The sequence below is a fragment of the Bradyrhizobium paxllaeri genome (assembly GCF_001693515.2).
Lineage (GTDB): Bacteria > Pseudomonadota > Alphaproteobacteria > Rhizobiales > Xanthobacteraceae > Bradyrhizobium > Bradyrhizobium paxllaeri.
Map to the genome: position 1 here is coordinate 3678097 of NZ_CP042968.1, position 12537 is coordinate 3690633.

The 12537-nt window shown below is 64.6% G+C and carries 11 protein-coding genes; 7 read left to right on the plus strand and 4 right to left on the minus strand.

Annotated elements, in window-relative coordinates:
- Positions 1-7 precede the first annotated feature (7 nt).
- Positions 8-1243, plus strand: coding sequence for a TIGR03862 family flavoprotein (locus LMTR21_RS17325; RefSeq protein WP_065755267.1), 1236 nt, complete (start codon positions 8-10; stop codon positions 1241-1243).
- A gap of 106 nt (positions 1244-1349) precedes the next feature.
- Here the strand turns inward: LMTR21_RS17325 and LMTR21_RS17330 are convergent, their stop codons facing one another.
- From LMTR21_RS17330 to LMTR21_RS17340, 3 genes are all read right to left on the minus strand, one after another.
- Positions 1350-2432, minus strand: a complete 1083-nt coding sequence (locus tag LMTR21_RS17330) for a D-TA family PLP-dependent enzyme (protein ID WP_065755266.1) — start codon at positions 2430-2432, stop codon at positions 1350-1352.
- Positions 2433-2561: 129 nt separating this feature from the next.
- Positions 2562-4373: an ABC-F family ATP-binding cassette domain-containing protein gene (locus LMTR21_RS17335; RefSeq protein WP_065755265.1), complete on the minus strand. Its 1812-nt coding sequence runs from the start codon at positions 4371-4373 to the stop codon at positions 2562-2564.
- Between the two features lie 3 nt (positions 4374-4376).
- Complete coding sequence (locus LMTR21_RS17340; protein ID WP_065755264.1) at positions 4377-4871, minus strand: YaiI/YqxD family protein; 495 nt, start codon at positions 4869-4871, stop codon at positions 4377-4379.
- Between the two features lie 148 nt (positions 4872-5019).
- Between LMTR21_RS17340 and LMTR21_RS17345 the strand changes: the two genes are divergently transcribed.
- From LMTR21_RS17345 to LMTR21_RS17355, 3 genes are all read left to right on the plus strand, one after another.
- Positions 5020-5814 (plus strand): hypothetical protein, encoded by a 795-nt coding sequence (locus LMTR21_RS17345; protein WP_065755263.1) that lies wholly within the window; start codon positions 5020-5022, stop codon positions 5812-5814.
- Positions 5815-5816: 2 nt separating this feature from the next.
- Positions 5817-6437 (plus strand): 2-hydroxychromene-2-carboxylate isomerase, encoded by a 621-nt coding sequence (locus LMTR21_RS17350; protein ID WP_065755262.1) that lies wholly within the window; start codon positions 5817-5819, stop codon positions 6435-6437.
- Positions 6438-6521: 84 nt separating this feature from the next.
- Positions 6522-6902 (plus strand): rhodanese-like domain-containing protein, encoded by a 381-nt coding sequence (locus LMTR21_RS17355; protein ID WP_065755261.1) that lies wholly within the window; start codon positions 6522-6524, stop codon positions 6900-6902.
- 145 nt (positions 6903-7047) lie between these two features.
- On the opposite strand, the gene LMTR21_RS17360 is transcribed toward LMTR21_RS17355, so the two are convergent.
- Positions 7048-9420 carry a xanthine dehydrogenase family protein molybdopterin-binding subunit gene (locus LMTR21_RS17360; protein ID WP_065755260.1) on the minus strand — a complete coding sequence of 791 codons (2373 nt, stop codon included), beginning with the start codon at positions 9418-9420 and terminating at the stop codon, positions 7048-7050.
- 202 nt (positions 9421-9622) lie between these two features.
- On the opposite strand from LMTR21_RS17360, the gene LMTR21_RS17365 reads away from it, so the two are divergent.
- The 3 genes from LMTR21_RS17365 to LMTR21_RS17375 all read left to right on the plus strand — a co-directional run bounded on the left by LMTR21_RS17365 (position 9623) and on the right by LMTR21_RS17375 (position 12525).
- Positions 9623-10666 (plus strand): Ppx/GppA phosphatase family protein, encoded by a 1044-nt coding sequence (locus tag LMTR21_RS17365; protein ID WP_065755259.1) that lies wholly within the window; start codon positions 9623-9625, stop codon positions 10664-10666.
- Positions 10667-10805: 139 nt separating this feature from the next.
- Positions 10806-11495: an RlmE family RNA methyltransferase gene (locus LMTR21_RS17370; RefSeq protein ID WP_065755258.1), complete on the plus strand. Its 690-nt coding sequence runs from the start codon at positions 10806-10808 to the stop codon at positions 11493-11495.
- A gap of 295 nt (positions 11496-11790) precedes the next feature.
- Complete coding sequence (locus LMTR21_RS17375; RefSeq protein WP_065755257.1) at positions 11791-12525, plus strand: Crp/Fnr family transcriptional regulator; 735 nt, start codon at positions 11791-11793, stop codon at positions 12523-12525.
- Positions 12526-12537: the final 12 nt, after the last annotated feature.

Genomic DNA, 12537 nt, shown 5'->3' on the forward strand with positions numbered 1-12537 from the left:
TCGCCCCATGTCTTCTACTTCACAACACGTCGCCATCATCGGCGCCGGCCCGGCCGGCCTGATGGCCGCCGAAGTGCTTGCGCAGGGCGGCCCCGCGGTCACCGTCTACGACGCGATGCCGTCGGCCGGCCGCAAATTCCTGATGGCGGGGCGAGGCGGGCTGAACCTCACGCATAGCGAACCGCTGCCGCAATTCCTCGCGCGCTATCGCGAGGCGATGCCACACCTGAAATCCGCCATCGAAGCGTTGCCGCCGCAGGTCTTGCGCGACTGGAGCGAAGCGCTGGGGCAGGAGACCTTCGTCGGCTCCAGCGGCCGGGTGTTTCCGAAAGCTTTCAAGGCATCCCCCTTGCTGCGGGCATGGCTGCGGCGGCTAGACGCACAGGGCGTAAAACTGGCACTGCGTCACCGCTGGATCGGATGGGACGAACAGGGCCGTTTGCGGTTTGATGCGCCTGATGGAGTGCGGGTTATCGAGTCGTCCGCAACCATCCTGGCGCTCGGCGGCGCAAGCTGGCCGCGGCTGGGCTCCGATGGCGCGTGGGCGGAAATACTCGCCGCAAAGGGCGTGAGCGTATCCCCGCTCAGGCCGGCCAATTGCGGCTTCAGCGTAAGCTGGTCGGATATATTTCGCGACCGGTTCGAAGGCCAGCCGCTCAAGTGCATCGCGTTGAACTTTGGTTTGCACAGCGTTCGTGGCGAAGCCATCGTGACGCGCTCGGGCATCGAGGGCGGCGCGGTCTATGCGCTGTCTGCCGAATTGCGAGAGGCGATCCTGCGCGATGGACGGGCCACGCTGAACATCGCCTTGCGGCCCGATGTGGAGACCGGCGACCTGATCGCGAAATTGTCGGCAGCGAAGGGCAAGCAGTCCTTTTCGAATTTCCTCCGCAAGGCGGCCAATCTCCCGCCCGTCGCTATCGGCCTGTTGCAGGAGGCTGCCAAAGCATCCGGGCTGTCGCTGGCCGGGCTTTCTCCCACCGATCTCGCCCGTTTGATTCAGGCGGTGCCCGTAGAGCTCAACGGCATCGCGCCGATCGCGCGCGCGATCTCGACGGCGGGCGGCATCGCCTTCGACGAACTCGACGACGATTTCATGATCCGCCGTTTGCCTGGCGTGTTTGCCGCCGGGGAGATGCTGGACTGGGAAGCACCGACTGGCGGCTATCTGTTGCAGGCGTCGTTTGCGACGGGAGCCGCCGCGGGACGGGGCGCGTTGAAGTGGCTGGAGTGCAAACTCTAACCCCGTCATTGCGAGGAGCGACAGCGACGAAGCAATCCATTCCTCCGCAAGCGGTGAAATGGATTGCTTCGCTTCGCTCGCAATGACGGTGGTGGGGCGGTCGCGCTTACCGCAGCTTCCCCCGTGCCGCTACCGGCAGCACGCCGACGATCTCGTCGCCGCGCACCATCACTACCTCGTCCATCATGTTGACGACGACGCAGACATGGTTGGGCACGATCCGAACGACGTCGCCGACGACAGGCCGCGTGTTGCTGCGGGCGAGGTCGAGAAAGCCGTGCTCTTCGGCAAAGCGCGCGATCTTGGCTTCCGGGTGCTCCAGGATCAGCCCGTAACCGTCGAGCCCGCCGCCGGGATCGGATGTCAGCGTCTTCGAGCCGGCGTCGAGAATGCCGCGGTCCGGGCCGGCGCGGCTGACGACGGTGGAGTAGATATTGAGCGCGCAATCGTCCCACTCGGCGACGCCGGCCGCGACCTGCATGCGGTCGTTATAGATATAGGTGCCCGGCCTGTGCTCGGTCGCGCCCTTGAGCTTGCCGAGATTTTTCAGGTTCGGCGAGCCGCCGGTCGAAACCATCGTCGCGTCCAGCCCGTGCGCGCGCACGCCGGCCAGCGCTTCATCGAAAAACTTCTGCGCCTCGGTCCAGCCGGCTTCGGTCGGGTACAGCATGAAGCCTGCGAATTGAAGCCCCTTGGAGCCGGCGATCTCGCGCGCCAGCGCAATCGCCTCCGCCGGCGTCTCGACGCCAGCGCGCTTGCGCCCGGTGTCGCATTCGACCACCACTGAGAGCGGCCGTCCCGAAGCGGCTGCTGCCTGCGGCAGGCCGGCGATCACGGTCGAGTTGTCGGCGGCCACCGTCATGTTCGCCTTGGCCTGCAGCGCGGCGAGGCGCGCCATCTTCTCCTCGCCGATCAGATTGTAGCTGATCAGGATGTCGTCGATCCCGGCTTCCGCCATCACCTCGGCCTCGCCGATCTTCTGGCAGGTGATGCCCTTGGCACCGGCGGCGACCTGCATCTGCGCCAGCATCGGGCTCTTGTGGGTCTTGATGTGCGGGCGGTTGGCGACGCCGGCCGTGTCGCAGGCGACCTGGATGCGCGCGATGTTGCGCTCGACACGGTCCATGTCGATCACGGCGCAGGGCGTGCCGTATTCGCGGGCGATCTTGGCGGCGAGGGGCGTTGTCATGCTCTTCTCTCTGTTTTGAAGTTGTACGAACCCGGTAGGGTGGGCAAAGGCGCACTTGCGCCGTGCCCACCATCTATCCTCGATCACGATCTGAATGGTGGGCACGCTTCGCTTTGCCCACCCTACGCTCTATGCCTGCTCGATCTCTTCCCGCAAAACTTCCAGCTCCAGCCACCGGTCCTCGGCAGCCGATAGCTCTTCCTGCGCCTTCGAAATCGCTGCCGAGGCCGCGTCGAACTTCTTGCGATCCTTGGCGTAGAGATCGGGATCGTCAAGCAGCTTCTGCTGCTTCGCAATCTCGGCCTGCAGTTTCGCCATTGTCTTCGGCAGGGTTTCCAGCGCGTGCTTCTCGTTGAAGTTCAACCGGCGTTTGGGCGCGGCGACAGGGGCAGCCGCTTTTGCTTCCTTCTTTTCTTCCGGTGTAGCCGTCTTGGGCACTTCGCGCGACAAATCCTCGCCGCGCTGCGCCAGCATGTCGGTGTAGCCGCCGGCATATTCGATCCAGCGACCCTGGCCCTCGGGCACGATCACGGATGTCACCACGCGGTCGAGAAAATCGCGATCGTGGCTGATCAGGATCACCGTACCCTCGTAATCGCCGAGCATCTCTTCCAGCACATCCAGCGTCTCGAGATCGAGGTCGTTGGTCGGCTCGTCCAGCACCAGCAGGTTCGACGGCTTCGCCAGCGCGCGCGCCAGCATCAGGCGGCCGCGTTCGCCGCCCGAGAGCGCTTCCAGCGGCGTGCCGCGTTGCTCCTGCGCGAACAGGAAATCCTTCATGTAGCCGATGACGTGTTTCGGCTTGTCGCCGACCATGACATGGTCGCCACGGCCGCCGGTCAGGGCTTCGGCGAGCGTCGATTTCGGATCGAGGCTCTCGCGGTGCTGGTCGAGCGTTGCCATCTCGATATTGGCACCAAGCCGGATCGTGCCGGAGTCCGGCGGATCGTTGCCGATCAGGAGATGAACCAGCGTGGTCTTGCCGGCGCCGTTCGGGCCGACGATGCCGATCCGGTCGCCACGTTGGATGCGGGTCGAGAATCCCTCGACGATTTGGCGCTCACCGTAAGCCTTGGCGATGTTCTTGGCCTCGATGACGAGCCGCCCCGATTTCTCGGCTTCCGCGGCGGCGAGGTTGGCATTGCCGGCAGCACCTCGGTAATTGCGTCGCTGGTCGCGCAGCGCGTGCAGATTGCCGAGCCGCTTGACGTTGCGCTTGCGGCGGCCGGAGACGCCATAGCGCAGCCAGTGCTCCTCGTTGACGATCTTGCGGTCGAGCTTGTGCTGGTCGCGCTCTTCCTCCGCCAGCACCTCGTCGCGCCAGGCCTCGAACGCCGAGAAGCCGCGGTCGATCTGCCGGATCTGGCCGCGATCGAGCCAGGCGGTGGAGCGCGACAGGTTGGAGAGGAAGCGGCGGTCGTGGCTGATGATGACGAGCGCGCATTTCCGGCTCGCCAGTTCGCCTTCCAGCCATTCGATGGTCGGCAGGTCGAGATGGTTGGTCGGCTCGTCCAAGAGCAGGATGTCGGGCGAGGGCGCCAGCACCCGCGCCAGCGCCGCGCGGCGCGCCTCGCCGCCGGAGACATGCGCGGGGTCTTCGTCGCCGGAGAGCCCGAGCTGTTCGACGAGGTAGCGGGCCTGGTAATGATCGTCGCCGGGGCCGAGGCCGGCCTCCACATAGGCCAGCGTCGTCTTGTGGTCGCCGAAATCGCGCTCCTGCGGCAGATAGCGGATGGTGGCGCCGGGCTGCACGAAGCGGCTGCCGCCGTCGGGCTCGACCAGGCCGGCGGCGATCTTCAGCAGCGTCGATTTGCCGGAGCCGTTGCGGCCGATCAGGCAGACGCGTTCGCCCGATGACACCGACAGCTCGACACCCGATAGCAATGGCGTGCCGCCAAAGGTCAGGTGAATGTCCTTCAATTGAATCAGCGGCGGCGCCATCGTTCAACCCTGGTTCGGCGCAGGCTGCTGCGCGCGCTGGCGCTGGATGCGGCGGATGGTCTGGTCGAGCGTGGACAGGAAGGCCGAGCGGTCACGCGGGGCAAACGATCTTGGGCCGCCGGTGACTTCGCCGGATGAGCGTAGATCCGTCATCAGGTTGCGCACCGCCAGCGTCATGCCGATCGATGCTTCCGTGAACGGTTTGCCGTTCGGTGCGATCACGTCGGCGCCGGCTTTGACGCAGCGGCTGGCGAGCGGAATATCCGCTGTGATGACGATATCGCCTTTGCCGGCGCGCTCCGCGATCCAATCGTCGGCGGCATCCATGCCGGACCCGGCGGCGATCCGCTCGATCAGCGGGTCCTGCGGCACGCGGATGAAATTGCCCGCGACCACGCTGACCGGCAGACCGTGCCTGGCAGCGACGCGATAGATCTCGTCCTTCACCGGGCAGGCGTCGGCATCGACATAGATGCGGGTTGGGTTCACGTCAGGCATACGGATTCGACAACGTAGTCATGCCCGCGGGTGGTAGCCTATTCGATGCCGGAATGCGAGGAAAACAGGGGCGGGAACACGCTTGCCACGGTACATTCTTTGCGTACCATAACCGGCGGAAAAACAACCAAAAACAAGAGGAAATGGCATGCCGATCGAGCCGTATCGCGTCGAGGCCTACAACACCGCCAAACAGTCCGAAAACAAGATGCACGACGACACCGTGGCACAGCGGTTCGGCTTCTCGGGCGGGCTGGTCCCCGGCGTCGACGTGATGGCCTATATGATGCACCAGCCGGTCAAGAAATGGGGCCGCGCCTTCCTCGAACGCGGCCTGATCGAGGCGCGCTTCGTCAAGCCGGTCTATGACGGCGAGATGGCCGAACTCACGGCGGAAGAAGACAACGGCGTGCTTTCGATCGAGGTGCAGAGCCGCGGCGAGTCCTGCGCCACCGGCACCGCGTCCTTGCCGGCTTCCGCACCGGCTGTTTCCATTTCGGACTACCAGGAAGTCGAGGCCGTCGCGGAGCGCAAGCCGGTCAACGCCACTTCCTACGAAGTCGGCAAATGGCTCGGCACCGCGCCGCGCGACTGGGCGGGCGAGGCGGCCAGCGAGTATCTCCGGGATATCAGGGAAGCCAATCCGATCTACGCGAAGGAGGGTCTGGGTCATCCCGGCCTGCTGCAGCGGGTGATGAACCGGCTGCTGGTCGACAACGCCATCCTGGGCCCATGGATTCACGTCGGCAGCCGTATGCAATTGCTTTCGGTAAAGAAGGCCGGCGACGTCATCACGGCCCGCGCCAAGGTGATTGGCAATTACGACAAGAAGGGCCACCGCTTCGTCGAGCTCGACGCGCTGGTGGTTGCCAACGGCCAGACGCCGCTGGCGCATTGCCACCACGTCGCGATCTACCAGCCGCGCGAACAGGCGGTGGCGTAATCATGCCCGTCACCATCGATTATTATTTGTCGCTCAACTCGCCCTGGACCTATATGGGCAGCGGGCCGTTTGCCGAGATCGCGCGCCGATATGGCGCGACCGTCAACGTCAAGCCCTGCAAGTTCGGCCCGATCTTCGAGCAGACCGGTGGCCTCCCGTTGCCTAAACGCTCGCCGCAACGGCGCGCCTACCGGCTGATGGAGCTCAAGCGCTGGCGCGAGGCGAGGGGCATTCCGATCAATCTCGAGCCCAAATATTTTCCGAGCGATGACCTCGCGGCGGTCCGTCTTGTGATCGCGGCCAAACTGCAGGGCAGGGACGCGCATCGTCTGTCGCTGGAGTTCGGCCGCGCGATCTGGGAACGCGAGGAATCGCTTGCTGACGCCGCGGCCATGTCGGCGGCCGCGCAGCGCGCCGGTCTGGACGCGGCGGCCTTGCGCGCCGGCGGTGCGCCGGATTCGGAGCTCGATGCGCTGTACGAGCAATTCACGCAGGACGCGCTGAAGGCCGGTGTGTTCGGCGCGCCGAGCTACGTGCTGCCATCGGGCGAGATATTCTGGGGCCAGGACCGGCTGGAGCTTCTGGAGCGCGCATTGAAGATGGTCCGCGGCAACGCGCGCTGAAAAAGTCAGGCCGCATCGACGTAACGCAGCCGAAAAATACGCTATGATCCGGGTCTAACGAGAAAGCGAGAACGGGAGTGCACGATGCCCAATTCAGTGAAGGATTTACTCGCAGCCGCGAACAGTTCAGTTCCAACCATCTCCCCACAGGATGCAAAAGCTCTGATTGAAGGCGGCAAGGTTCTTGTGGTCGATGTGCGCGACGGCACCGAGCTGCAAAGCACCGGCAAGGTTCAGGGAGCGAAGCATGTCTCACGCGGCATGCTTGAGTTTCGTGCCGATCCTGAGAGCCCGTATTATGACAATGCGTTCGATCGGGAAAAGACCGTGATCGTGTACTGCGCCTCCGGCGGGCGATCAGCGCTTGCAGGCAAGACGCTGCAGGATCTCGGCTACAAGGACGTGCGTAACCTTGGCGGCTTCAAAGGCTGGGCCGAGAGCGGCGGCGCGGTCGAGAAGGTGTGACGCGCGTTTCGCGACCTGTCATTCCCCGCGAAGGCGGGGAATCCAGTACGCCGCGGCTTCCCGGTTCTATCGCTGGCGTCTCTGGAAAACTGGATCGCCCGGTCAAGCCGGGCGACGACAGCTTGCGTGCAGTGAGCGGAGCAGCCTACGCCGCCTTCGCCTTCGTATCCTGAATCGCCCGCCACACCCGTTCGGGCGTCAGCGGCATGTCGATATGCGTGATTCCGTACTCCGACAGCGCATCCACCACCGCATTGACGATGCAGACGAGGCTGCCGGCGCAGCCGGCTTCGCCGCAGCCTTTGGTGCCGAGCGGATTTGATTTGGCCGGCGAGGGGTGATCGCCGATCTCCATCGGCGGAATGTCTTCCGCACGCGGCAAGGCATAGTCCATGAACGAGCCGGTGATCGGCTGGCCGCTGGCGTCGTAGCTGACTTGCTCCATCAGCGCCTGGCCGATGCCCTGCGCCACGCCGCCATGCAACTGGCCGGCGACGATCATCGGATTAACCACGGTGCCGAAATCGTTGACGGCGAAATAGCGCACGATGGCCACGATGCCGGTCTCGGGATCGATTTCGACTTCGGCGACATGGCAGCCATTGGGGAAGGTGGACGGCGTGTCCTTGGTGGCGTGGTCGACGTCGAGCGACAGCGGCACGCCTTCGGGCATCTTGTCTTCGCGCACGCGCTGCGCCAGCTCCATGATGCCGATCGAGCGGTCGGTGCCGGCGATGGTGAAGCGGCCATTGCCGAATTCGATATCGCCTTCGGACGCTTCCATCAGATGCGCGGCGGCCTGCTTGCCTTTTTCGACGACGAGCGCGGAGGCCTCGACGATCGCCTGTCCCGTCGCCGTGATCGAGCGCGAGCCGCCGGTGCCGTTGCCGAAGCGAACGAGATCGCTGTCATTTTGCTCCAGCGTGATCTTTTCGAAGGGCACGCCGAGCTGCGCCGACAGCACCTGCGCAAACGGCGTGGCGTGGCCCTGGCCGTAATCGAGCGTGCCGGTGGTCAGCTTCACCGAACCGTCAGGCTCAAAGGTGATCTTGCCGAGTTCGCCGCTGGGAGGCGCGGTGACTTCCAGATAGGAGCCGACGGCGATGCCGCGGAGCTTGCCGCTCTTCTTGCTCTCTTTCTTGCGCCTGGCAAAATTGGCATGGTCGGAAATCTCCAGCGCCTTGTTGAAAACGCCTGCGAAATCCCCGCTGTCATAGGTGACGCCGCTTGCTGCCGCGAACGGCAGTTGCGCCGGCTTGATGAAGTTGCGCTTACGCAAGGTGAGGCGGTTGATGCCCATCTCGTCGGCGGCGCGGTCGATCAGCCGCTCCATGTAGTAGTTGGCCTCGGGCCGGCCGGCGCCGCGATAGGCGCCCATCAGCGTGGTGTTGGTCAACACCGTCTTGATGTCGACGCCGAGCAGCGGCGTGCGGTAGACGCTCGCCAGGTTCTTGCCGGTGTTGAGCGACAGCGGCCCGGGCGCGACGCCGGTGATGTAGGCGCCGAGATTGCCGTAACCTTCGAGGCGCACCGCGAGGAATTTGCCCTCGGCGTCGAGCGCCAGTTCGGCGTGAATGAGTTGCGCGCGGCCGTGACTATCGGACAGAAAACTGGTCGAGCGTTCGTCGGTCCATTTCACCGGACGGCCCAGCGCCTTCGCCGCGTGCAGGATGCAGGTATATTCGGGATAGCTGACATTCTTCATGCCGAAGGAGCCGCCGACATTGGCGGTGAGGATGCGCACCTTGTCGTTCGGCACGTTGAGGATCTTCGCCAGCGTCACCTTGTTGCCGGAGACGCCCTGTGTCGGCACCTGCAGCGTGAAGCGCTCGGCCGCCTTGTCATAGGCCGCCAGCGCCACGCGCGGCTCCATCGACACGACAGCCACGCGGGTGTTGACGATGTCGAGTTTGGTCACATGCGCGGCGGCAGCGAACGCCGCATCGATCTTGGCGGCATCGCCATAGTGATAGTCGAGCGCAACATTGTTCGGGATGTGATCGTAGAGCTGGGGCGCGCCGGGCTTGGCCGCTTCCGCCGCATCGGTCACTGCCGGCAGCGGCTCGATGTCGAGTTCGACCGCTTCCGCCGCATCGCGCGCCTGCGCCAGCGTTTCGGCGACCACGAAGGCGATGGGATCGCCGACGAACCGCACCTTGTCGGTTGCCAGCGCCGGACGGTTGGTCTGCAACAGCGGCGAGCCGTCGCGGCTCCTCAGCGGCAGGCCGCAGGTGAACGGGCCATAGCCGGCGGCTTCGAGGTCCTTGCCGGTCCAGACGCCGAGCACGCCGGGCATCGCTTTGGCGGCGCCGGTGTCGATCCCCTTGATGATCCCGTGGGCATGGCTGGAGCGTACCATCCAGCAATAGGCCTGGCCGGGCAGCGTGAAATCGTCGGTGTATTTGCCGCGCCCACGCACCAGCGTGTCGTCTTCCTTGCGGCGCACCGGCTGCCCCACACCGTATTTTTGCAGTGCGATAGCGTTGTCCAGGGAGGAGGCCGACGTGTGATCTTGCATCGAAAAAACACCTGGAATGCTTGGGATTTTCTTGGATTTCGTGGGTTCCCGCTCAGATAACGCACCGTAACATTCCGGACAACGCCTGATTGGGCATAGTCCTATGTGATGGGTTGTTGCGTAGCCCCTTGGCGCTGCTAAACTTTCCGTGAACGGTAATTTTTCTCGGCGGCCGGAAGCGGCCCGCGGAAAGACAGTTTTGATGGATGAGGATACGCGGCTGCGCGAAGGCCTTCAGGCCGGCGCCAGCGCGTCAGGGTCGGCTGCGGCGGCAACGGCAAACGGTGTCTATGCTGCGCTTGATCTTGGCACGAACAATTGCCGGCTTTTGATCGCCAGCCCGGTCGGCGACAGTTTTCGCGTGGTGGATTCGTTTTCGCGGATCATCCGGCTCGGCGAGGGCATTTCCGCAACCGGTTCCATCAGCGAGGCGGCAATCGAGCGCGCCATCGCGGCGCTCAGCATCTGCAGCGACAAGATACGCTACCGCAAGGCCAAGCGGCTGCGGCTGATCGCAACCGAGGCCTGCCGTGCCGCCGCCAATGCCGAGAGCTTTCGGGCCCGCGTCGCGAGCGAGACCGGCATCCGCCTCGAGGTGATCGATCGCGAGACCGAAGCAACGCTGGCCGTGATCGGTTGCTCGCCGCTCCTCGATCCAAAGGGGCGGGGCGCGATCCTGTTCGACATCGGCGGCGGCTCGACCGAACTGGTGCGGATCGAGCGCGATCCGGACCAGCAGAATGCGCCGCCGCGGATCAAGGCGTGGATGTCGGTCCCGCTCGGCGTCGTGACGTTGGCCGAGCATTTCGGCGGGCGCGACGTAACGGAGGATACCTACGCGCAGATGGTGCGCGAGGTCACGCAATATGTGGCGCCGTTCGCGGCCGAGCACGGCACGGATTTGCGCGACATGCACATGCTTGGCACCTCGGGCACCGTGACGACGCTTGCCGGTGTCCATCTCAATCTCGCGCGTTATGATCGCCGCCGCATCGACGGCATCTGGATGAACAGTTCTGACGTCACGGCCGTGATCCAGCGGCTGCTCGGCATGAGCTATCAGGAGCGCGCCGACAATAATTGCATCAGCGTCGAGCGCGCCGATCTGGTGCTGGCCGGCTGCGCCATCCTCGACGCGATCCGCGATGCCTTTCCGCTGCCGCGGCTGCGCGTCGCCGACCGGGGCCTGCGGGAGGGCATGCTGGTCGAAATGATGCGCGAGGACGGCGCGCTGAACATAAGTTAAAACGTCATTCCGGGGCGCATCGAAGATGCGAACTATGATGTGCTATTGCACATCAGAGAATCTCGAGATTTCCAGGTGTGCAATTGCACACCTGGGGTCTGGTCCTTCGGACCATCCCGGAATGACGATGGGAATTGGCATGGCGAAAGACACCACCGGACGGCTGCACGTCACGGTCAAGACCGGCGGCAAGCGCAAGCTGTCGTCAAAACTCTGGCTGGAGCGGCAGCTCAACGATCCCTATGTGGCGAAAGCCAAGCGGGACGGCTATCGCTCGCGCGCGGCCTACAAGCTGATCGAGATCGACGACAAATATCGCCTGCTGAAGCCGGGCCTCGCAGTGGTCGACCTCGGCGCCGCCCCGGGCGGCTGGAGCCAGATCGCGGTCAGGCGCGTCGGCGCGGTCAATGGCAAGGGCAAGGTGATCGCGATCGACCTCCTGGAGATGCCGGAGATCCCCGGCGTCGAGTTCGCCCAACTCGATTTCCTGGCTGAGGATGCGCCGGAGAAACTGATCGCGATGATGGGCGGGCGCGCCGATGTCGTGATGTCCGACATGGCGGCCAACACCACCGGCCATCGCAAGACGGATCAGTTGCGCATCATCGGCCTCGTCGAGACGGCGGCGGCCTTTGCCGCCGACGTGCTCAATCCCGGCGGTACGTTTCTGGCAAAGGTGTTTCAGAGCGGCGCCGATGCCGAACTGGTCGCCCAATTGAAGCGCGATTTTTCCAGCGTGCGCCACGTCAAGCCGGCGTCGAGCCGCCAGGATTCGTCTGAACGCTACGTGCTGGCGATGGGATTTCGCGGGCAGCGCAATCAGCCTTAAGCGCAGCCTTGCGGCGCCACGCCCGGGCATCGTCTTCCACGGTTGCTGCGTGAGGGCTGGCGGGCGCCGGGCCTTGCGAATCCTGTTGGAACTTTCGCCGGAAGGGCGTATTCCTTGAGTCAGGCGCGGTCTGTTCATCCGCATGCAGCCCTGACGCCACGGGAATTTCTGCAGCGAGCCGCGTCTCCGTCTGGGAAGGAGTGTTCCCGTGATGGAGCATAGGACCAGAGTTGGTAATCGACTGTTAGCTGCGTTGCCGACAGCAGACCTCGATTTGCTTGTGCGTCATTTCCGAATGGTTTCGCTTGAACGGGACGCCGTGCTGGTGCGATCGGGCGATCCGATTGGACGGCTTTATTTCCCGCTTACCGGCCTGATCGCCTTCGTCATGGATATGCCAAGCGGACAAACGGTCGCGACCGCCGTCGTCGGCAACGAGGGCGCTGTGGGGGTCCTGACGGCGCTCGGGCCGACCCGCTCTGCGATGACGGCGGTAGTGCGGGTGGCGGGGACCGCCCTGCAGATTTCGCCGGTACAATTTCAGGCGGCGCTTGAGCGCAGCAGCGCGTTGAGGGGAGTGGTTCAAATCCACACCAGAGCGCTCATGGCGCAATTCCAGCACGTCGCAGCCTGCAATGCGCTACACTCGGTAACGGCGCGGCTGGCGAGCTGGTTGCTGCAGGTCCACGATCGGGCCGGGGGCGATACGCTGCCGCTGACACAAGACACGCTCGCGGAATTGCTCGGCGTGCGCCGCCCCACGGTGACTCATATCGTCGGCAAGTTGCGCGACGCGGGTGGAATCCGGTCCAATCGGCGGGGCTCGATCGAGATCGACAGACCGCAGCTCGAGGCGGCGGCATGCGAGTGCTACCAGCTCATGCGCAGCAGGATCGATCAGATCGTCCTGACGGAGGAGACGAAGCCGCTGCCGCTTGAGGCCGATCTTCCTGTGTTTGCCAACGTGCACGAAGAGCGGCGGCGCTCGCCGGCGCGGGGAGTGGTCGGCCAACGGCCGCGGCAGCATTGAAAGCCCGCAGAG